Here is a 21536-nt window from a genome sequence, read left to right on the forward strand (position 1 = left end):
TCAATGCCGACGCGACGCGAGAAAAGCATGAAGCCGACCAAAGCCAAGCCACCGAAATCGATCTCACCGCCAAGCGGGGCAACTGCGCCGTCGACGGCGGATTTGCTGCGCAGCGAGCAGGCCTACGAGCAGTTGAAGAGCGACATCGTCGCTTGCGTCCTGTCGCCCGGCGAGGCGCTGACCGAGAAACAGATCGAGGCCCGCTACGGGATCAAGAAGGCGACGATCCGCTCGGCACTCGCCCGCCTCATGCAGGAAGGCTTGGTCAGGAGCGAGCCGCGCCGTGGCTACGTCATCACGACGCTGACCTTGCGCGACGTCAACGAGATCTTCGACGTCCGTGGCCTCGTCGAACCCGAAGTGTTCCGGGTCGCCACCACGGGGATCACCGAGCGCGGGCTGGACGAGATCCGGCTGGCGGCGAGAAAGGTGCTGAAGCCCGAGACGCTGCGCAGCCCGGTTGCCTTCCTCGCCGCCGACCGCGCCTTTCGCCTGGCGATCGCCGAACTGTCGGGCAATTTGCGGCTGGCGCAGCTGCTCAGCCAGATTCTTGACCAGTCTGAACGAGCGCTCCATCTCGGCTTCAAGTCGCGCGATTTCATGCCGCTGATCATCGAACAGCAGAAACGGTTGCTGCAGGCTTGCGAGAAGAGCGACGTTCCGGGCATCGCCAAGCTTGCCCGTTCGCACTGCCTCGCCCTCAAGCACCAGCTGATCGGGGCCTTGCTCGGCGGGTCGAAGCTGCGGGAAGCGAACCTGCAGGACTTCGTCTGAGAAAGCGTCAGCTTCTGCTTCGCGACGCTCTCAGGCCCCTTCGACCAGCACGATCTCGCCGTCGGCGACCTTCTGGCGGATGGCGACCGCGCGCTGGTATTCCGGCGAGTGATAGCAGTCGTGCGCGGCCGCCAGCGATTCGAACTCGATGATGACGTTGCGAGCGCGGCCCGGCCCTTCGGCAAGCTCATGCGCCCCGCCACGCGCCAGGAATTTCGCCCCGAACCGCTCGAAGGCGGGTTTGGCGGCGGCGACATAGTCCTTGTAGCCTTCGGCGTCGCGCACATCGACGCGGGCGATCCAATATCCCTTGGGCATTCTTCTACTCCCTGCTTCTTGTGCCTAGAGCATTTCACCGTTTAACGGAAACGGCGAACCGCTCCATCTCTTTGTTTTTACGCAATTCCCAAGGGAAAGCGCTACGCGCTTTTCCCGGGAAAACCGTGTCACACTTTTCCTGGAATTGCTCTAGGCCGAGCGCATCTCTTCCAGAATGGCTTCCGCCGCCGCGCGCCTGTCGCTTGCCGCGACGATTGGCCTGCCGACGACGAGATGGCTGGAGCCATTGCGGATCGCCTGCGCCGGCGTCACGACGCGCTTCTGATCGCCATGCTCGCTGCCCGCCGGCCGTATTCCCGGCGTCACCACCGCCATGTTGGGCCCGACGATGCGGCGCACCGCTTCCGCCTCTTCGGCCGAGCAGACGACGCCGCCCATGCCGGCATGCAGCGCCTGTTCGGCGCGCCTGAGCACCAATGTGTGCGGGTCGTATTCATAGCCGGCGTCGATCACGTCCTGCTCGTCCATCGAGGTCAGCACGCTGACGGCGAGCAGGCAAAGGTCACTGCCGCGTGCCGCTTCCACTGCCGCCTGCATCGCTTTGGGATAGGCGTGGATGGTCAGCATGGTCATGCCCATCCTGACGATGTTCTCGACACCCTTGGCCACCGTGTGGTCGATGTCGAGCAGCTTCATGTCGAGGAAGACTTTTGCCCCGCCGCTGGCCAGTTCCCTGGCGAAGTCGAGCCCGCCGGCGAAGGCGAGCTGATAGCCGATCTTGTAGAAGGAGACGACGCCATCCAGCTCGCGCACCGCCTGTTCGGCCTCTTTTAGCGTTGGCACGTCGAGGCCGACAATCAATCTTTCCTGAATAGATTTGGCCTGCATGGTTTTAGCCTGCATGGATACGGCGGTCACGCTTCGATCCGGGTGGACAGCATGCGCGAGGTTTCGATCAGCGTGCGGCATAGATGCTCCATCGATGTGTGCAGTCTTTCGTCACGGAAATGGCCGTCCTCGCCGAAGGCGTCGCCGCCCTCCGGCACCGAGCATTCCGGCGTCACCACCTCCATCTGGCAGCGCACCAGTACGGCGCGCAGATGGTTGATGCAGCGGATGCCGGCAAAATGACCATTGGACGACGAGCATAGGCCGACAACCTTGCCGGCAAGCGGCCTGACCGGCCGGCTATTGTCCCTGCGCACGCGGCTCACCCAGTCGATCGTGTTCTTGAGCAGCGGCGGGATGGAGCCGTTATATTCCGGCGTGGCGATCAGCAGCCCGTCATGCGCGATGATCAGGCGGCCGAGCCTGACGGCATTTTCGGGAACGCCCTTTTCCTTCTCCAGATCTTCGTCGAGGATCGGCAGGGCATAGTCGCCGAGCGAAATGCGCGTCACTTCGGCGCCCTGCACCGCAAGTTCCTTCTGCGCCACGTCGGCGGTCCTGCCGCTATAGGCGCCGCCGCGCACCGAGCCGGCGAAGACGAGGATTTTCGGGATCACTGCCATTGCTTCGCAAAGGGAGTAGGCAGTGGGGAATAGGCAGTAGGAGATGAGCAATTCCTGACTATTCCCTACTGCCTATTCCCCTATCCTTCCCTTCGGTAAATCCACAGCTGCGTCGGCGGGATGTTGCGGAAGATGAAATCGAAATGCTTGACCGTGTAGTCGCCACGCCCGGCCGGGATCGGCGACATCGGGCCGTAGGTCAGCTGCACGATCGGGCGGCCCGCCGGGATGCGGTCGAGCAGGCTCTCGATATAGGCGATGCGCTGGGCGACCGGGAAGTTGAGCAGCGGCACGCCGGAAACGACGGAATCGAAGATCATCCCGCTCCTCTCGCCAAGCGTGGCGTTGAGGTTGAAGGCGTCACCCTCGATGACGTTGACCCCGGGATAGAGCTGGCGCAAATGGCGCACGAAATCGGTGGAATATTCGACCGCGTAGAGGTTTTCGGGACGCACGCCCTGGGCGAGGATGGCGCGGGTGATGACGCCGGTGCCTGGACCGACCTCAAGCACCGGCAGGCCGGACTTGGGATTGACGATCGAGGCCATCTTGCGGGCGGTGATCGAACTGGTCGGAACGATCGAGCCGACCGTCTTCGGCTTGTCGATCCAGCCCTTGAAGAATTTGAGCTCGTCGTCGAACTTTTCGGCCAGCGCCTTCCGCAGTCCGGGACCACGTGTCATGCAAGCTCTCCTCAGCGCTTCCCTCGCAAGCTACTTAACACCTGAGCGGCGCAAGGCAAGGCGCCGCAACACGCACGGCGTGGATAAGATAGCTTTTGTCGCCTATCAACGCTCGCCGAAAGACTCGAAGAAATCCTTCATGCGGGCAAAAAAGCCGCTCGATTGGGGCGAATTGTCTTGCGAGGAGAGTTGTTCGAACTCCTCCAGCAGTTCGCGCTGGCGGCGCGACAGGTTCTGCGGCGTCTCGACCGCGGTCTGGATGTAGAGGTCGCCGACATTGGGCTGGCGCAGCACTGGCATGCCCTTGCCCTTGAGGCGGAACTGACGTCCGTTCTGGGTGCCTTCCGGCACCTTCACTTTGGTCTGCGTGCCGTCCAGCGTCGTCACTTCGAAGGAACCGCCAAGGGCGGCCGTCGTCATCGAGATCGGCACCTTGCAGTAGAGATCGGCGCCGTCGCGCTGGAAGAACTCGTGCGGCTTCACCGCCAGGAAGATATAGAGGTCGCCGGACGGCCCGCCGCGCAGGCCGGCCTCGCCTTCATTGGCAAGGCGGATACGGGTGCCGTCCTCGATGCCGGCGGGGATGTTGACCGACAGCGACCGTTCTTCGGTGACGCGGCCCTGGCCGGCGCATTTCGGGCACGGGTCCTTGATCGTCTGGCCACGCCCCTGGCATTGCGGGCAGGTGCGTTCGATCGAAAAGAAGCCTTGCGTGGCGCGCACCTTGCCGTGGCCGTTGCACATCGAGCAGGTGACGGGCTGGGTGCCCGGCTTGGCGCCGCTGCCGGAGCATTCCGAACACGAGATCGAGGCCGGCACGCGGATCTGCGCCGTCTTTCCCGCGAAGGCTTCTTCCAGCGAGATTTCCATGTTGTAGCGCAGGTCGGCGCCGCGCTCGCGGCCACCCGACGAGCGGCGCTGGCGGCCGCCCATCATGTCGCCGAAAATGTCTTCGAAGATATCGGCGAAACCGCCGGCGCCAAAGCCTTGCGCCCCGCCATTCATGCCGCCCTGTTCGAAGGCGGCGTGGCCGAAGCGGTCGTAGGCCGCGCGCTTCTGCGGGTCCTTCAGCGTCTCGTAGGCTTCGTTGATTTCCTTGAACTTGTGCTCGCAGGAATGATCGCCGGGATTGCGGTCGGGATGGAACTGCATGGCGAGCTTGCGAAAAGCGCTCTTGAGCTCCTTCTCGTCGGCGCCTTTCTGGACGCCTAGGGTTTCGTAGAAATCAGCTTTCATTTTTTCCCGCAGTCCGGATATTCAACGTCTTGAGGCATATGTTGCGTCGTTTGCCGGCACGTTGCCTCGATTTAGGAGCGGTGCTGCCCGGATGCTAGGGTCGGCGTGCGCCTGTCCGGGTTTTTCTGTCATTTTTTCAGCAGGGCCCCGCACTTTTTCAGCGAGGGTTGCAAAAAAGCCCGGCTTTGCGCCGGGCTTTCCGCATTATCTTGCCGTCAGGCGGCTCAGGCCGACTTCTTCTTGTCGTCGTCTTCGTCGATTTCTTCGAAATCGGCATCGACCACGTCACTGTCCTTGGCGGCATCCGCCTTGGCGTCGGCTTCCGCGGCTTCCTTCTGCGAAGCCTCGTACATGGCCTGGCCAAGCTTCATCGAAGCCTCGGCGAGCACCTGGCTCTTGGCCTCGATGTCGGCCGCGTCGTCGCCCTCGGCAGCGGTCTTCAACGCCGCGATCGCGTCCGATATCGCCGTGCGCTCGGCTTCCGAGACCTTGTCGCCATATTCCTTCAGCGACTTCTCGGAAGAATGCACCAGCGCCTCGGCCTGGTTGCGGGCCTCCACCACGGCGCGACGCTTCTTGTCGGCATCGGCATTGGCCTCGGCGTCCTTCACCATCTTCTCGATGTCGGCGTCAGAAAGGCCACCCGAGGCCTGGATGCGGATCTGGTGCTCCTTGCCGGTGCCCTTGTCCTTGGCCGAAACGTTGACGATGCCGTTGGCGTCGATGTCGAAGGTGACCTCGATCTGCGGCACGCCGCGCGGGGCCGGCGGAATGCCGACCAGGTCGAATTGGCCGAGCGGCTTGTTGTCGGCGGCCATTTCACGCTCGCCCTGGAAGACGCGGATGGTCACCGCCGACTGCGAATCCTCGGCGGTCGAGAACACCTGGCTCTTCTTGGTCGGGATCGTCGTGTTGCGTTCGATCAGCCGCGTGAACACGCCACCCAGCGTCTCGATGCCGAGCGACAGCGGCGTCACGTCGAGCAAGAGCACGTCCTTGACGTCGCCCTGCAGCACGCCGGCCTGGATGGCGGCGCCCAAGGCGACGACCTCATCCGGATTGACGCCCTTGTGCGGCTCCTTGCCGAAGAACTGCTTCACGATCTCCTGGATCTTGGGCATGCGGGTCATGCCGCCGACCAGGACCACTTCGTCGATCTCGCCAGCCTTCAGGCCGGCATCCTTGAGCGCCGCCTTGCAGGGCTCGATGGTGCGCTGAACGAGATCCTCGACCAGGCTTTCGAACTTGGCGCGGGTCAGCTTCAGCGTCAGGTGCTTCGGGCCGGTCGCGTCGGCGGTGATGAAGGGCAGGTTGATTTCGGTCTGCGTCGTCGACGACAGCTCGATCTTGGCCTTTTCAGCCGCCTCCTTGAGGCGCTGCAGGGCAAGCTTGTCGTTCTTCAGGTCGATGCCCTGTTCCTTCTTGAACTCGGCCGCCAGATATTCGACCAGCCGCATGTCGAAGTCCTCGCCGCCGAGGAAGGTGTCGCCGTTGGTCGACTTCACCTCGAACACGCCGTCGCCGATCTCGAGCACCGAAATGTCGAACGTGCCGCCGCCAAGGTCATAGACGGCAATGGTCTTGCCTTCCTTCTTGTCGAGGCCGTAGGCAAGTGCCGCGGCCGTCGGCTCGTTGATGATGCGCAGCACTTCGAGGCCGGCGATCTTGCCGGCGTCCTTGGTGGCCTGGCGCTGGGCGTCGTTGAAATAGGCCGGAACGGTGATGACCGCCTTCTCGACCTTCTCGCCGAGATAGGCTTCCGCCGTTTCCTTCATCTTCTGCAGGATCATGGCCGAGATCTGGCTGGGCGACTGCTTCTTGCCGCCGGCCTCGACCCAGGCATCGCCATTGTCGCCCTTGACGATCTTGTAGGGGACAAGCTTCTTGTCCTTCTCCGTCACCGGATCGTCATAGCGGCGGCCGATCAGGCGCTTGACCGCGAAGATGGTGTTTTCTGGATTGGTGACCGCCTGGCGCTTGGCCGGCTGGCCGACCAGACGTTCGCCGTCGCCCGAGATGGCGACGATGGAGGGCGTGGTGCGCGCGCCTTCCGCATTCTCGATCACCTTCGGCTCCTTGCCATCCATGATGGCGATGCAGGAGTTGGTGGTGCCGAGATCGATACCGATTACTTTTGCCATTTTTCTAGTCTCTCCGCTAAGCAGGCTCTCAGGACCCGGTAAGGCGTTCCGACGAAAGCCCCTGTTCACAAGAAATCCCGTTCCGGCAACCGGCATTCCGGCGTCGAACGGCTTGGCGCGTATATAAGAACAGGCAGCATCGCGCGCAAGCATTCTGCGCAAGGCTTCCACGATCGTCGCAGGCGGAGGCAAAACGATCGCCCCGGCCGGCCGCGAGCGGACACGGGCGCGCTGCCCTGTCGAAGGCCGCCGGGCCGAGGTCGCGCGCCCAACCGCCGATCAACCCCGGCCGAGCCGGGCTCCCCGGTTGCCGCGGGGTTCAACCGCGCACGAATTCAATCAGCGCTTCGACCATGCGGTCGTTGAATTCCTGGCGGAATCGGTTCTTCTTCAGCCATTCCGGGTTGGAGCCGACCGTCTTGTTGGCGTCGACGACGATGCCCTTGCCATCGACAATGAAATAGTCGATCGCGCCGAAATCGAGGCGCAGCCGCTCCCTGACCGCCCTCACCTCGGGCGGAACGGCGCCGCCAATCTCATTGCTGATGATCTCCGATCCCTTGCAGAGAACGTCGTTATAGGTCTGCCGCATGTTCACTTCGGCACCGAGAAGGAACATGTAGCGGTGCTTGACGATCGGCAGGTCGAGGCTGTCGAAGGCGAATTTCTCGACCATCAGGCGCTCGTCCCCCCAGGCCTCGGGCGGAACCTGCGCCAAAGTGTCGTAGACGCGGTAGCGCGGGCACAGCCGTTCCTTGTAGCCGGGATCGGCGGTTTTGCGGACGAAATGCATCGCCCGCGTCCATCCGTTGCGATACTGCCGCCAGCGCAGTTCGGGCCGGCCCCTGCTGTTGAGAACGGTCTTGACGATGACCGGGCCGGAATGGCCGTCGCCGGCACGGATCCTGAGCGATGAATAGAGCTGCCGGTGGATGGACAGGGCATGGCCGTTGATGGTGCGCGCGTAGCGCCGCGCGATGTCGTGGTAAAGGCGTGGCACATCGGTCAGGTCGACGTGCAGCAGAGCCGCCGGCGCCAGATGCTCCCGTGCCGGACGATCGAGCACGCGCACCGTCATCCCTGCCTGCTCCAGGCGCGGCAGCAGCGACTGGATGGAATACTCCTCTCCCGAACGAAAATTGCCCAGGCTCTCCACATAGACATCGAGATCGGCGACATCGAGACCGGCTCGCATGGCTGCGCCGCTATTCGCTGATGTCGACATTCGAGAAGTCGTGATGGTCGAACGGGTCCATGACGTAACCCTGGACCCGTTCGCGCATCGGTATCGACACCACGGAATGGGCAATGACCACCCATGGCGTCTGTTCCCGGAAGATCCCCTGCGCCTGGGCATAAAGCTTCATGCGGGCATCGGGGTCGACGATCCCGGCAGCCTGCCGAAGCAGATCGTCGAAGGCAGGAAAACACCAGTTGGCGCGGTTGGTGGCGCCGACACCGGCGCAGCCGAGCGGCACCGAGAGGAAATTGTCGGGGTCGCCATTGTCGCCGGTGAAACCGAACAGCATGGCGCCATCGCGGTCGACCGGTTTGGAGCGGGCAAGATATTCGGCCCATTCATAGGTGACGATATCCACGGTGACGCCGATCCGCGCCAGGTCCGACTGGATCATCTCCGCCATGCGCTGGGCATTGGGATTGTACGGGCGCTGCACCGGCATCGCCCAGACCTTCATGTGCAGATCCTTGATGCCGGCATCAGTCAATGCCTGCCTTGCGGCATCGGGATCGAAAACGGGGTCGGGCGTGGTCTTGTCATAGGCCCAGGAGGTCGGCGGCAGCGGATTGCGCGCGATCTCACCGGTGCCCCGGAAGATGACGTCGACAAGCGCCTTCCTGTCGATGGCCATGTCGATCGCCTTTCTGACCCTTGGATCGTCGAACGGCTTCTGCAGCGTGTTGAAGGCGAGGTATCCGGTGTTGAGGCCTTCCTGCTGCATGACCTTGATGCCGGGCGCCGTCTTGATCGCCGCCAGATCGGCCGGATTGGGATAGGGCATGACATCGCACTCGCCGGCGCGCAGCTTCTCCAGCCGGACGCTGGCATCGGTGGTGATGGCGAAGATGAGGTCGTCGATCCTCGGCCGGCCGCGCCAATAATCGGGATTGGCCTTGTAGCGGATGACCGCATCCTGCTGGTAGTCGACAAGCTGGAACGGACCCGTGCCGACCGGTTTCGTCGCCAGGTCGAGCGGCCGCTTTTCAGCCAGCAGCCTGTCGGCATATTCCCTGGAAACAACAGAGGCAAAGTCCATCGCCAGATTGGCAAGCATTGGCGCATGAGGCGTCTTGAGCGTCATGACGACGGTGTAGTTGTCGAGCTTGCGCCAACTGGCGACGAGGCGTGGCATGCCCATGCCGTCGAAATAACCATAGGGGCGGCTGGCATAGTTGTGGAACGGGTTCTGCGCGTCTGCCTGGCGCTCGAAGGTGAACAGCACGTCATCGGCATTGAAATCGCGGCTTGGCGTAAAGCCATCGACGGTGTGAAACTTCACGCCGTGCCTGAGGTGGAAGGTATAGGTGAGGCTGTCGTCCGAAATCTCCCATTTCTCGGCCAGGCCGGGACGCACCTTGGTGGTGCCGGGTTCGAACTCGACAATACGGTTGTAGAGCGCCGTGGCGGAGGCGTCACGGGTGCCGGAAGCGAGAGCCGGGTCGAACGTGTCCGGACTGGCCTCCGTGCAATAGACCAAGGTCTTGGCCATGGAATCATGAACTGGCAACGCGAAAAGAGAAAGCGTCGCCAGGAGCAGAACAGAGCGCTTGCTTGTCATGATGCCCCCCAAGGCATGCCCAAAGGCCTGGGCGATGCTATCAGAAGACGGCAGCGCCGGTAAGCCGGCCCGCCGACGATGAACCTTTCCGCTTCCGCCCGCGACTGATGTCCAGGCGCCGCATGGTGCGGCCCCGGAAAGGAAGCCGCCATGACCAGCAACCCCGAGGCTCCGAGGTCCACGGGAACAACAGGAGCTCGGCGCGACCACCGCCTTCGGGATGGGGTCGATGCGCTGGGCTTCCCGCTGATTCCGTTGACCCTGCGTAAGAGCGGTAGTAACGTAACCGTGAGGAAAGCAGACAATTCGATCAGGGAAGAACGTGCCGGACCACCGCGCCTTGCCCTGATTTGCGCGGCAACGCCGGATGTTTCTCCCGTGGCTAACGGGGGTAGCTTCATGTCTCGCGTCCGCGGCACGCGCGTGTCTTCTTTGATGTATTCTCCTTTGACATATTCTCTTGAGGGCCGTTTGCGCCGCGCCATCCACGCAGGCGGCTTGCTGGCGCTGGCGCTCGGTGCGGGCCTATGGTTTGGCGGTGCCGCAAAAGCGCAGGAAACCCAGATCATCTATCCCGGTTCGATGGCGGTTACCGGATTTTCCGGCACCGTCATTCCCAATTTCGACCCCCCTGATTCCGAAAAAGGGGGCCTGCCGCCCGGCGTCGATCCCGTCGATGAAACCTTCATAGACACCACGCGCGCCACCTTGCGCGTGTTCGACGTTTCGCATCTCGGCGGGCCGGCTTCGGGCCAGCTCGTCTTCACGCCGCCGCCTTTCGAGGTGACATCAGGCCAGATCGGCCAGGTGTTCGGCCTCACCTATGATGACGGCGTGCGCGATGGCGTCCCGTCGGGCATACCGAACCTCTATGCCGGCGCCAGTTCGCTGCACGGCATCCGCATCGTCACGCCCGATACCGACGAGGACGGCAGGCCGGAGCGGCAGCGCCGCGGCATGGCGGGCGCCACCTTCATGGAGGGCCAGTTCGGCACCGAGAACGGCGGCGGGCCAGGCACCATCTGGAAGATCGACGGCATCACCGGCCAGGTCGCCAAATTCGCCGACATCGACACCAACAGCGGTCCCGGCATCGGCAATCTCACCTTCGATCCGATTCACCGCCAGTTCTTCGCCTCCGACCTCGATACCGGCCTCGTCCATCGCATCGACGCCGGTGGCAGGCTGATCGACACCTTCGACCATGGTGTTGCAGGGCGCCCGGCGCACGGGCTGGCTCCCGTCGCCGACGATGGCGCGGTAATGGACATACAAGGTGCCGCCTTCGACAGCGAAGACCCTGAAACCTGGGGCTACACGCAGGACGAACGCCGCGTCTGGGCCGTCTCCTATCATGGCGGCCGGCTCTATTACTCGGTTGGCGAAAAGGCCGAAATCTGGTCGGTGGGCATTGCCCGCGACGGCAGCTTCGCCGGCGACCCGCGTTGGGAACTGACGGCCAAAGCCGACAAGGACTACGCTGTCACCGACATCGCCTTCGACAACAGCGGCTTCATGTACCTGGCCCAGCGCGGCCCGGTCGAAAACCGCTACGATTACAGCCAGCTCGCCGATTCCGGCAAGGGCGAGGTCATCCGCTACTGGCGCGAAAATCCCGACGATCCGGAGACGGAATCGGTCTGGGTGGAAGCGCCGCAGGAATATGCGGTGGGTTTCCCGCAGGCCAACCGGCAGTCGGCCGGCGGCGTCGACCTGCAATATGGCTATGACGCGGACGGCAATCTCGACACTTCGGTCTGCACCCAGACGCTGGTCAACACAGGCGACAAATTGCGCGATAATCCGGCCCTTGCCGAGAAACTCGCCGCCGGCGGACCGCTCGCCGTGCACGGCGTGCAGATCACACCCAAGGAACAGGTCAAGCCGGCCAATGTGCCGCCCTTCGGCTCCTGGTTCGTCGACTTCGACGGCTATTTCGAGGATCCCGAAGTGGAAGGCCATGTCGGCGATGTCGCCGTCTGGCACCCCTGCGAGGGTCGCGCCGGCTATTATGAGGAAATCCCGGGCGGCTACCTGCCCCCCTTCTATCCGCCGGACTTCCCACCGCCCGGCAATCTGCCTCCCTGTATCGATGTCGAGGACGTGCAGTATTTCTGCACGCCGCGCGGGCTCGAGGCCGATCTCTATCTCCATGACCATGCCGGCTTCGGCGGCGATTCGATCAAGGCCCAATCCAGGACGCCCGGCGTCGGGGTGACATCACCCCAGTCGCATGCGCCGGGCAAGCCGTACACGATCGACATCACCGGCCATTATCCGGGCGACAGAGTGGATGTCGGGCTTTGCTTCTACAGGCAATCCGACAAGGACAAGGGTGGCTACTACCCTTGCTGCAAGATGACCTTGCCGCTCAGAACCCCAGCCGTCAGCTGCGAACGTTGAGGAGGGGAAGATGAAAAATCTCGCACTCTTCCCGCTCGCGGAAAACAACTCAACCGTCAACTCAACCGTCATGGAGACGATCATGAAACCCCTGTCATACGCCAGGCGCGGTGCGCGCTGGCTGATGGCGGCCGGTATCGCGGTCGCCACCCTGACCCCGCTGCCCAGCCTTGCGGAAGACTCTGCTCCGATCACCCCGGAGCTGAGGCTCGACCTCGACAATTCGCGCATCATCAATCCGCGGCCGGACCGGATCGTGCCCTTCTTCACCAAGACGGGCACGCAAAGAGGCTGCGACTATGTCGTCTATTCGCTGAGCTTCGGCTTGCGCGGCGATCCGCAGGGCTTTGCCGATCCAGGCCTCGCGGCCTTGCTGAAAAAGCTCAAGATCGAGTTCAAGGACCAGCTCCCGCACGGCCTTGCCATCGTCAACGTCAACGTGTCCGGCGACGGCACGGATTCCTCCGGCGGACCGCTGCCGGGCGCCACGATCAGCAATTCGGCGGGTCCCAACGACACGGCGACGGTTTCCGATTTCCGGATTTCCGCCTCCGACCTCGACGGCTCGGGCGCGCCGAATGAACGTGTCATCACCTTCAAGATCACGGCCAAGATCGATCATGCGGCGTTTCCCTCGCCGACCATCGTCGACAACCAGGGCCTGATCAAGGTGACCAACGGAACCGGCACCGGGACCATCATCCCGTCGCAGGATCCGGGCAAACCCGACGATGGCGACTACAGGACCGGCGCCAAGACGTCGATCAAGATCGATCTCACCAAATGCAACCCGCCACCGCCACCTCCCGGCAAGGAATGCTTCAAGGTGGAGCGCGGCACGGTCGATTGCGTGCCCGGCGGCGGCGCCTTCATCTACCACATGCCGGTAGGCTCGGAGATGGGCGGCAAATGGGTGCAGGTCTCGACGGCCACGCCCGGCATCACCATCATCCCCGACACCCAACTGGCGCCGGCGGGCGGTGGGGTGCTCAACTGGAAGATCGTCGGCGCATCGCCCGGCGACGTCATCCACCTCATCGTCACCGGCATCGAAACCTATGCCGGCCCGAAGGAGGGCTGGGGGCTGTGCTGCACGCAGACCATCGACATCGTCATCCCGCGTGACCAGAAGTGCCCGCCCAGGGACAAGGAGCCGGACCTCAAGGTCGAGAAACGCGCCGACGTGACGCGTTGCGCGATGGGTGGCGGCTGCGACTTCACCATCAGGGTCACCAATGTCGGCACCGCGCCCTATAACGGCAAGATCGTGCTCGACGAGGTGACGCTGCCGGCCGGTTCGACGCTGAGTTCAGGGCCCAATCCGCCCTGGGTTTGCGTACCCGGCACCACCCCGATGATCTGCACCCATCCGGTGACCACGCTCAATCCGGGCGCCTCCGTCGACCTCAAGCTCGGCTTCAAGCCGGCCGGAGGCTGGCAAGGCAGCAGCTTGCGCAACTGCGCCACCTACAATTATGGCGCCAGCGGCAAGCCGCTGTTCGGCAGCCAGTCGAACGACCGTGGCTGCGCCTCGATCCCGATCTGCCGCCGTGGCGATCGCGACCGCGACTGCCAGCCGCCGGTCGAGAAGAAGGTCGATCTGATCCTGAAGAAGCGTGCCCGCGTCCCGGTCTGCACGGCGGACGGCATCTGCTACTTCGTGATCGACATCATCAACAACGGCAGCGCCACCTACAATGGACCGCTGACGGTCATCGACAATTACCCGGGCGGCGCGCCGGCCTCCTCGACCTTCGGGCCGAGCCCGCCCTGGACATGCGGACCGAACGGTCCTGGCCAGTTCCGCTGCGACAATGCAGGCATCTCGCTGCCTCCAGGCGCCTCGACGCCGATCGTCGTCAAGGCGGTGATGCCGGCCGGTTACCAGTCGGACACGGTCGAGAACTGCGCGGCGGTAAAGCCCATTCCCGGTGAGGTCGACCTCACCAACAACAGGGCCTGCGCCAAGGAACGCTTCCGTCATCCCAATGGCGGCAAGCCGACCCTGCGCATCACCAAGGTCTGCAATGGCTCGCTCGCCGGTGCCGCGCTCGTCTCGTGCCGCATCACCGTCATCAGCCTTGGCACCGCTGCCCCCACCGGTCCGGTGCGGGTCAACGATGCCGCCACGCTGGTGGCCGGCGGCGCCCCCGTCCAGATCCAGACCGTCACTCCCGACGGCGCGGAATGGGCATGCGGACCGGTGCCTGCCAATGCGCTGTCCTGCAAGATTCCAGGTGCCGTCATGACACCCGGAACATCCAGGCACTTCGACGTGACGGTCTCGGCGAATGGCGAGTTCGAGAACTGCGCGCGCGGCTCCTATGGGCCGGCGCCCGGCGACGACGTCGTCTATCCGATCGGCCAAGCCTGCGCCAAGGGCGGCGGCTCTTCGACAATCCGCGTCGAAAAGACCGGCGACCGCGAATGCAGGCCCGGCCAGCCCTGCTCGTTCGACATCACCATATCAAATGATGGGACGAGCCCGTTCTCCGGCCCGGTCCGCATCGGTGATGCGATCGGCGTGGAAGGGCTCGGCCGGCTGGACGGCGTTGCGATCACCTTGATCGATCCGCCTTTCGGCTGTTCGCCCGAGCCGGCAACCTTGCCCCTGTCCTGCATCGCCAACCTGTCGCTCGGCGCCGGTGAAAGCCAGTCGCACCATGTCACCGTGGTCATTCCCGACGACGGCCGCCTGGCCAACCTGCAGGGCGACGTCAATGGCCAGAACTGCGTCGGCGTCCTGTCTCCCGACACGCGGGTGCAAGGCGGCGGCGACGTTTTGTCCAAGGATGCGGCCAATGCGCAGGGCGATCGCGGCAAGGCCTATGCGTGCCACCCCTTCATCATCACGCATGAGGTGAAGAAGGAGTGCTCGCCGGGCTTCGTCATGAACGATGCGGGCCGCTGCGTCTGCCCGGAAGGCACCACCTTCCGCAACGGCCAGTGCACCGGCGGCGGTACCAACGTTCTGCCGACGCCACCGCCGCCGAAGCGCTGCGTGCTGCTCGAAGGCCAGATCCGCACCGAGGACGGGCGTTGCGTCTGCCCGCGCGGCACGGCGCTCGAGAACGGAAAATGCGTCAGGACCGACAAGCCCGAGCAGTGCACCATCCGCGGCCAGGTCCACGACGCGGATGGAGACTGTGTCTGCCCGAGAGGGACCGAGGTACGCAATGGCGCCTGCCGTCCGATCCGGCCGAAGCCCGAGCAGTGCACCATCCGTGGCCAGGTTCACGACGCCAATGGCGACTGCGTCTGCCCGAGAGGAACCGAAGTGCGCAACGGTGCCTGCCGTCCGGTCCGGCCGGAGCCCGAGCAGTGCACCATCCGTGGCCAGGTCCACGACGCCGATGGCGACTGTGTCTGCCCGAGAGGAACCGAGGTGCTCAACGGTGCCTGCCGTCCGGTCCGGCCGGAGCCCGAGCAGTGCACTATCCGGGGCCAGGTCCACGACGCCGACGGCAATTGCGTCTGCCCGCGGGGTACCGAGGTGCAAGGCAATGCCTGCCGGCGCAAGCAGCCGCAGTTGGAGCAGTGCGACATCCGCGGCCAGGTCCACAACAAGCGCGGCGAGTGCGTCTGTCCGCGAGGGACTGAGGTGATCGACGGTGCATGCCGCAAGCCCAGGCAACAGACGGAATGCGCGCCGGGCTCGCAGATGATCGATGGCCAGTGCCAGCCGATCATCAGGCGGCGCTGCCCGGAAGGCACGATCGGGCGGTATCCGAACTGCCGGCCGATACGCGGGCAGCCGTCGCTGGAGCTCAACCCTGGACTTCTCCTGCAGCAGGTACTGCCACGGCTCAGGCCGCAGGCCGAACAGCAGCAGGATCCGGCTGCAAACAGGATCCTGAAACTCCAGCAGCAATAACCAGCTGCTCGATGCCAGACCAGATACCCGCCGGAGCGATCCGGCGGGTTTTTCGTCACGGCGCCGGGCAGCGGAAATTGGCCGCAACGCCACCCGAGCCTGTGGAGCCGCCGTGCCGGCACCCTCGACAAGTCGTCCGCCGCGCATTAGGCAGTCGATCCAGGGTGACCGGCATGAAGGCGCCCGGAAAGGCCGCGAGATGAGCAAAAAGACCTTGATCGCACCTTCGGTGCTGGCTTCGGACTTTTCCAAGCTTGGCGACGAGGTCGAGGCCGTCGTGGCCGCCGGCGCCGACTGGATACATCTCGATGTCATGGATGGCCATTTCGTCCCCAACATCACCTTCGGCCCGCCGGTCATCAAGGCGATCCGCAACCGCACCAAGGCCTTCTTCGACTGCCATCTGATGATCGCGCCGGCCGATCCCTATCTCGCCGCCTTCGCCGACGCCGGCTGTGACGGCATGACGGTGCACGCCGAGGCCGGGCCGCATCTCGACCGCTCGCTGCAGACCATCAGGAATCTCGGCAAGAAAGCCGGTGTCTCGCTCAACCCGGCGACGCCGGAAAGCGCTGTCGAATACGTGCTCGACCGTCTTGACCTGATCCTGATCATGACCGTCAATCCGGGTTTCGGCGGTCAGGCCTTCATCCCGGGGATCGTCGACAAGGTGAGACGGGTCAAGGCACTGATCGGCGACCGGCCGATCCGCATCGAGATCGACGGCGGCGTTTCGGCTGAAACAGCGCCCCTGGTCACCGCTGCCGGCGCCGACGTGCTGGTCGCCGGCGCCGCCATCTTCAAGGGCGGCAGCGTCGAGGCCTACCGGGCCAACATCGAGGCGATCCGGACGGCGGCCGACAAGGCCGCCGGCTAAACACGGCGCGATCATCCGTTTCCAATTGCAAAAGGCCGGCTAAGGAGCGTGCGGACGCCCTCCGGGTCCGGCCTGGCCGAATCAGTTTCGCCAAGGCCGCCCGATAGCTGCGCGCGCTTCGTTGTCTTTGCGCGCGACAGAAAAGATGCTCGCACAAGCACGCAGGAACAGATGATCCTGCGTGCATACAAAACATGTTAAGCTTCCACTGGTTGTAGCCGCGTGAAATCTGCACGATCCGGCGGCGGATCGGCGTATATTTCTTTGTTCTAAAGTACAATAACGCGATCTTCTGCTTGAGCGCCCGAAGGCAGGCGTTATAGGGTACATGTACGGAGAGGGACTGTTTCCGGACTCGAATTGCCCAAATTCAGAATTGGGGACAAAGGAGTCGTCTTTTGACCTACGGAGCTGCCAATCTGAACGACGACGGCACAGGATCCAAAAGCACGCTTGCCAGTACGGTCTATCATCAGCTGCGCGATGATCTTCTCGGCGGCGCTCTCGAAACTGAAAGCAAGCTGCGGGTCGAGTGGGTTGTTTCCAAGTATGGCGCCGGCGCCTCTCCGGTTCGCGAGGCCCTCAACCGCCTTGCCTCCGAAGGGCTTCTTGGTCGTCACGACCAGCGCGGCTTCTTCATCATGCCGGTCTCTGCGTCGGAGCTCGAGGAGCTGACGCGTACCCGCTGCTGGCTCGAGGAACGCGCCCTTCGCGAATCCATTGCCCACCGCACAGCCGAATGGGAAGAACAGCTGGTGCTGGCGCTGCATCGCCTGGGGCGCGCGTCACGGCTCTCGTTGCAGGATCTCTCGTCGATCAATCCGGATTGGGAGAAATTGCACCGCACCTTCCATCGAGTGCTGATCTCGGCCTGCCGGTCGCACTGGCTGGTGGGCTTCTGCGATCAACTTTCCGATCATGCCTACCGCTACCGGCAAATGGCCAATGACGGCGAAGGCATCCAGCGCGACGGTTTCGCCGAACACCGGCTGATCGCCGAATGCGCGCTGGATGGCAATGCCGACGGCGCCGTCCAGGCGCTGATCGATCACTACCAGCTGACCGCTTCCATGTGCATGGAGCGCTTCAAGCAGGACGAAACGGCCGCCGCCCCGGCCGAACGCGCCCGACGGTAACGACGCCTCGATCGTCGGGCTGCCGCCGATCATTCAATCATTCGCGACCTTCGCGATCGACGTCGCCGTTTGCGGTCTTGACGGCACGGCCAGGAAACGCGAACGCTTCGCCCGCCGACGCATGCGGCCAGAAGCGTGTGCCCGGCGCCGCCATTGCCGTCACCGCAGGAAGACTTCATGAGCAATCATCTGTTCGATGCGTTCCGGTCCCGGATGCCGGCGCCAGGGCGTCTGTTGATGGAAACCGACGATGGCCGCTCGCTCACCTATGGCGACATGCTGGCGCGATCAGGACAGCTCGCGCATGCGCTGCTGCAATTGGATGTCGAGCCCGGCGACCGGGTTGCCGTGCAGGTCGAGAAGAGCCCGGAGGCGGTCCTGCTCTATCTCGCCTGCGTTCGCTCCGGTGCCGTCTTCCTGCCGCTCAACACCGCTTATACGCTGACCGAACTTGGATATTTCTTCGACGATGCTGCACCTCGGGTCATCGTCTGCGATCCGGCAAGGGCGGCGGATGTCGCTTCGATGGTCGAGCCATCCGGCGCCGTCGTGGTCACGCTCGACCGCAACGGCCAGGGATCGCTGGCGGACCAGGCATCGCGGCAATCGTCCGATTTCCATGATGTCGAGCGGGGCGGGGACGATCTCGCGGCGATCCTATACACGTCGGGAACGACCGGCCGCTCGAAAGGCGCCATGCTCAGCCACGAGAATCTGGCCTCGAACGCTCGGGTGCTGGTCGATCAATGGCGCTTCACGACGGACGATGTGCTGATCCACGCGCTGCCGATCTTCCACACTCATGGCCTGTTCGTCGCCATCAACGTCATCCTGATGGCCGGCGCGTCGATGCTGTTCGAACAGAAATTCGATGCAGGCCGCATCGTCTCGCTGCTGCCGCGCGCAACAGTGCTGATGGGTGTGCCAACCTTCTACGTACGCCTGCTGCAGCAGGACGCCCTGGACCGCGAGGCGGCGAAGACAATCCGCCTGTTCGTGTCCGGTTCGGCACCGCTGCTGGCCGAGACGCACAGGGCCTGGCGCGAGCGCACCGGTCACGCCATCCTCGAACGCTACGGCATGACCGAAACCAACATGAACACGTCGAACCCGTATGAGGGCGAACGGCGCGCCGGCACGGTCGGTTTCCCCTTGCCCGGCGTGTCGCTGCGCATCGCCGATCCCGACAGCGGCAGGACGCTGGCCCAGGGCGAGGTCGGCATGATCGAGGTGAAGGGTCCAAACGTGTTCGGCGGCTACTGGCGCATGCCGGAAAAGACCAAGGCGGAATTCCGTGCCGACGGCTTCTTCATCACCGGCGATCTCGGCGTGATCGACGCCGACGGTTATGTCCACATTGTCGGCCGCGGCAAGGACCTGATCATTTCAGGCGGCTACAACATCTATCCGAAGGAACTCGAAAGCGAGATCGACGCGCTCGACGGGGTCTTGGAAAGCGCCGTCATCGGCGTTGCTCATCCGGACTTCGGCGAAGGCGTCACCGCAGTCGTCGTGCGGGCGCCAGCATCGCGGATCACCGGTGCCGAAATCCTCGGCGCCATCGCCGGGCGCGTGGCGAAGTACAAGCATCCGAAGCAGGTGATCTTCCTCGACGAACTGCCGCGCAACACGATGGGCAAGGTCCAGAAGAATCTTCTGCGCGATGCCTATAAGGATCTCTACGCAGCCTGATCAGGCCAGGCCTTTTTTCGGAAACAGGGTGAACCGCTCTAACCACGATTGGAAGCGCCGGAGCCGGAGCCCCACAAGGCACGCTTCAGCAAGCTGCGTTTGCGCTTGCGCGGCACGAGGTCGATATCGCTGACGAGCTTGGCACCGCCCTCACGCCTTTCCAGGGTGATCTTGCGGCTGTGGAAGGCTTCGAGCTCCGCGCGATGCGCCACGCTGATGATGGTGACATCAGGCAGTTCGCGGATCACCGTCATCATCATCGTGTCCTGGCTCTTCTCGTCGAGCGCCGAGGTCGCTTCATCCAGCACTACGATATCGGGGCGATGCAGCAGCAGGCGCGCGAAGGCCACGCGTTGCTTTTCGCCGCCCGACAACGTTTGGTCCCATGGCGCCTCTTCCTTGATCCTGTCGGTGAGATAGCCGAGCCCCACCTTGTCGAGGGCAGCCTTGATCTGCTTGATCGTCCACTTGTTTGCCGCCGCGGGATAGGCGACCGCGCGGCGAAGGGTGCCGGTGGGGATGTAGGGGCGTTGCGGCAGCATGAACAGGCGCCTGTCGGCGTGGAAATTGACGTTGCCGCCGCCCCATGGCCACAGGCCCGCAACGGCCCGCACCAAGGTCGACTTGCCCGAGCCGGATTCGCCGGCCACCAGCACCCGCTCTCCCGGTTCGATTTCGACCTTTGTTTCCTTGACCACGGAGGAGCCGTCGTCGAGCGTCACGGAAAGATTGTCGAGGCTGAGCATCGCGCCGTCTTCGGTCTCGCCATGCTTGATGCGTCCCAGCTCGTCGCTCTGCTCGGCGCGCTCCAGCCCGTCGAGCGACATCATCAGCGAGGCGATGCGGCGTGCGGAGGCGTTCCAGTCGGCAAGACGTGGATAATTGTCGACCAGCCATCCGAAGGCGCCCTGCACGATGGCGAAGGCCGAGGCCGCCTGCATGACCTGGCCGAGCGACATCGAGCCTTCGAGGAATTTTGGCGCGCACAGCAGCACCGGCACGACCGGCGCGAACAGGCTCGATCCCTGCGAGACCAGTGCCGTGCGCATATGCTGTCCGGTCAGTTGTGCCCATCGCTTCAGCACGCCGGCAAAGGTTCTGTCGATGCCGCTGCGCTCCTCCTCCTCACCTCCGAGCAAGGCAATGCTCTCGCCGTTTTCGCGCACGCGGGTCAGCACGTAGCGGAACTCGGCTTCCGACTGGTTCTTTTCCTCGGACAGCCGGACGAAATCGCGGCCGATGATGACCATCGAGGTGGAGGTGATCGCGGCATAGATCACGGCCGTGATGACGAGGAAACCGGGCACGGTGAAGGTCGAGCCTCCCAATGTGAAGCTCAAGGCTCCGCCGATCGTCCACAGCACCACGATGAAGGTCGAGGCCGACAGTGTGGCGATGATCACGCCGGAGATGAAATCGACGGGCGACTCGGTGGCGATCCGCAGATCCTCGGTGAGGCGGGCTTCGGGGTTCGAATGGTCGCCCGCGACGAGGTTCAACTGGTAGTAGCGGCCATTGGCGAGCCAGCGCGCTATGACCGACGTGGTGAGCCAGGACCGCCAGCGGCGCTGCATCGTCATGCGCAGATAGACCTGCGCGATAACAAGGCTCACGCTTCCGGCGACGAGCGGCAGGAATATGGCGCTGAGCACATAGACGGTGTGGACGTTGCGCTGCTCGATAGCGTCGAAGAACGCGCGGTTCCAGACGTTGATCCCGTACTGGAAGCCGACATTGACGACGATCAGGGTCAACAGCCCGACTGTAAGCGGCCAGGCGAGCTTGTCGCCCTGCCGCCCCCAATAGCCGCGCCCACTGATCCAGAAACGCCGCAGCAGGTATTTCTTGCGCGCCTGCTCGGCCTCCTCGGGCGTCAGCTGCGGATCGGGTTCGATAGCTTCCGGTGGCGGCCCCGCCTGGCCGTCGACCTCCGGCGCTGCGTCGGCGGGCGTTGGCTTTTCTTCGCCCGGCTCGCCTGACGTCTGGTCACGCGGCCCTTGCCGTCGCGACTTTCCTCGACGCGGCTTCGGGTTGCCGCGCGGTCTGATGCCGTCGGCCGGTGTCGATTTGGGTTTCGCCTCGGACATACGCTGCGACAACGGACTCAAAATCAAAAGGTTTCATGACGTCTG

At 63.9% G+C, this 21536-nt stretch carries 15 protein-coding genes; 6 read left to right on the forward strand and 9 right to left on the reverse strand.

Annotation, left to right across the window (positions count from 1 at the left end; translation table 11 throughout):
- Window positions 1–27: 27 nt before the first annotated feature.
- Window positions 28–774 (forward strand): GntR family transcriptional regulator, encoded by a 747-nt coding sequence (locus FJ978_RS12820; RefSeq protein WP_140572395.1) that lies wholly within the window; start codon window positions 28–30, stop codon window positions 772–774.
- A gap of 30 nt (window positions 775–804) precedes the next feature.
- Here FJ978_RS12820 and FJ978_RS12825 read toward each other — a convergent pair whose 3' ends face one another.
- From FJ978_RS12825 to FJ978_RS12860, 8 genes are all read right to left on the reverse strand, one after another.
- The gene (locus FJ978_RS12825) at window positions 805–1092 is read right to left on the reverse strand and encodes a DUF1330 domain-containing protein (protein ID WP_013891978.1); all 288 of its coding nucleotides are present in this window, start codon (window positions 1090–1092) and stop codon (window positions 805–807) included.
- A gap of 150 nt (window positions 1093–1242) precedes the next feature.
- On the reverse strand, window positions 1243–1956 hold the full coding sequence (gene pyrF / locus FJ978_RS12830; protein WP_181176896.1) for an orotidine-5'-phosphate decarboxylase: 714 nt from the start codon (window positions 1954–1956) through the stop codon (window positions 1243–1245).
- Window positions 1957–1967: 11 nt separating this feature from the next.
- Window positions 1968–2564, reverse strand: coding sequence for an NADPH-dependent FMN reductase (locus FJ978_RS12835; protein ID WP_140572396.1), 597 nt, complete (start codon window positions 2562–2564; stop codon window positions 1968–1970).
- A gap of 80 nt (window positions 2565–2644) precedes the next feature.
- Entirely contained in the window at window positions 2645–3247 is a 603-nt protein-coding gene (gene pmtA, locus FJ978_RS12840; RefSeq protein WP_013891975.1) for a phospholipid N-methyltransferase PmtA, read from the reverse strand.
- 105 nt (window positions 3248–3352) lie between these two features.
- Entirely contained in the window at window positions 3353–4483 is a 1131-nt protein-coding gene (gene dnaJ, locus FJ978_RS12845) for a molecular chaperone DnaJ (RefSeq protein ID WP_023765366.1), read from the reverse strand.
- 224 nt (window positions 4484–4707) lie between these two features.
- Complete coding sequence (dnaK, locus tag FJ978_RS12850) at window positions 4708–6624, reverse strand: molecular chaperone DnaK (protein ID WP_013891973.1); 1917 nt, start codon at window positions 6622–6624, stop codon at window positions 4708–4710.
- Window positions 6625–6943: 319 nt separating this feature from the next.
- The gene (locus tag FJ978_RS12855; RefSeq protein WP_140572397.1) at window positions 6944–7849 is read right to left on the reverse strand and encodes a hypothetical protein; all 906 of its coding nucleotides are present in this window, start codon (window positions 7847–7849) and stop codon (window positions 6944–6946) included.
- Window positions 7830–9422: an ABC transporter substrate-binding protein gene (locus tag FJ978_RS12860; RefSeq protein WP_140572398.1), complete on the reverse strand. Its 1593-nt coding sequence runs from the start codon at window positions 9420–9422 to the stop codon at window positions 7830–7832. The genes FJ978_RS12855 and FJ978_RS12860 overlap by 20 nt, the downstream gene beginning before the upstream one ends.
- A 150-nt stretch (window positions 9423–9572) precedes the next feature.
- On the opposite strand from FJ978_RS12860, the gene FJ978_RS12865 reads away from it, so the two are divergent.
- The 5 genes from FJ978_RS12865 (at window position 9573) to FJ978_RS12885 (ending at window position 19404) form a co-directional block, all read left to right on the forward strand.
- The gene (locus FJ978_RS12865) at window positions 9573–11825 is read left to right on the forward strand and encodes a hypothetical protein (protein WP_181176895.1); all 2253 of its coding nucleotides are present in this window, start codon (window positions 9573–9575) and stop codon (window positions 11823–11825) included.
- 10 nt (window positions 11826–11835) lie between these two features.
- Window positions 11836–15699 (forward strand): DUF11 domain-containing protein, encoded by a 3864-nt coding sequence (locus tag FJ978_RS12870; RefSeq protein WP_140572400.1) that lies wholly within the window; start codon window positions 11836–11838, stop codon window positions 15697–15699.
- Between the two features lie 199 nt (window positions 15700–15898).
- Complete coding sequence (gene rpe, locus FJ978_RS12875; protein ID WP_023765372.1) at window positions 15899–16576, forward strand: ribulose-phosphate 3-epimerase; 678 nt, start codon at window positions 15899–15901, stop codon at window positions 16574–16576.
- 398 nt (window positions 16577–16974) lie between these two features.
- Window positions 16975–17712 carry a GntR family transcriptional regulator gene (locus FJ978_RS12880; RefSeq protein WP_140572401.1) on the forward strand — a complete coding sequence of 246 codons (738 nt, stop codon included), beginning with the start codon at window positions 16975–16977 and terminating at the stop codon, window positions 17710–17712.
- Between the two features lie 177 nt (window positions 17713–17889).
- Window positions 17890–19404 carry a malonyl-CoA synthase gene (locus FJ978_RS12885; protein ID WP_140572402.1) on the forward strand — a complete coding sequence of 505 codons (1515 nt, stop codon included), beginning with the start codon at window positions 17890–17892 and terminating at the stop codon, window positions 19402–19404.
- Between the two features lie 38 nt (window positions 19405–19442).
- Here the strand turns inward: FJ978_RS12885 and FJ978_RS12890 are convergent, their stop codons facing one another.
- Window positions 19443–21491: an ABC transporter ATP-binding protein/permease gene (locus tag FJ978_RS12890; protein WP_140572403.1), complete on the reverse strand. Its 2049-nt coding sequence runs from the start codon at window positions 21489–21491 to the stop codon at window positions 19443–19445.
- Window positions 21492–21536 lie beyond the last annotated feature (45 nt).

This window comes from Mesorhizobium sp. B1-1-7 (assembly GCF_006442705.1).
Lineage (GTDB): Bacteria > Pseudomonadota > Alphaproteobacteria > Rhizobiales > Rhizobiaceae > Mesorhizobium > Mesorhizobium opportunistum.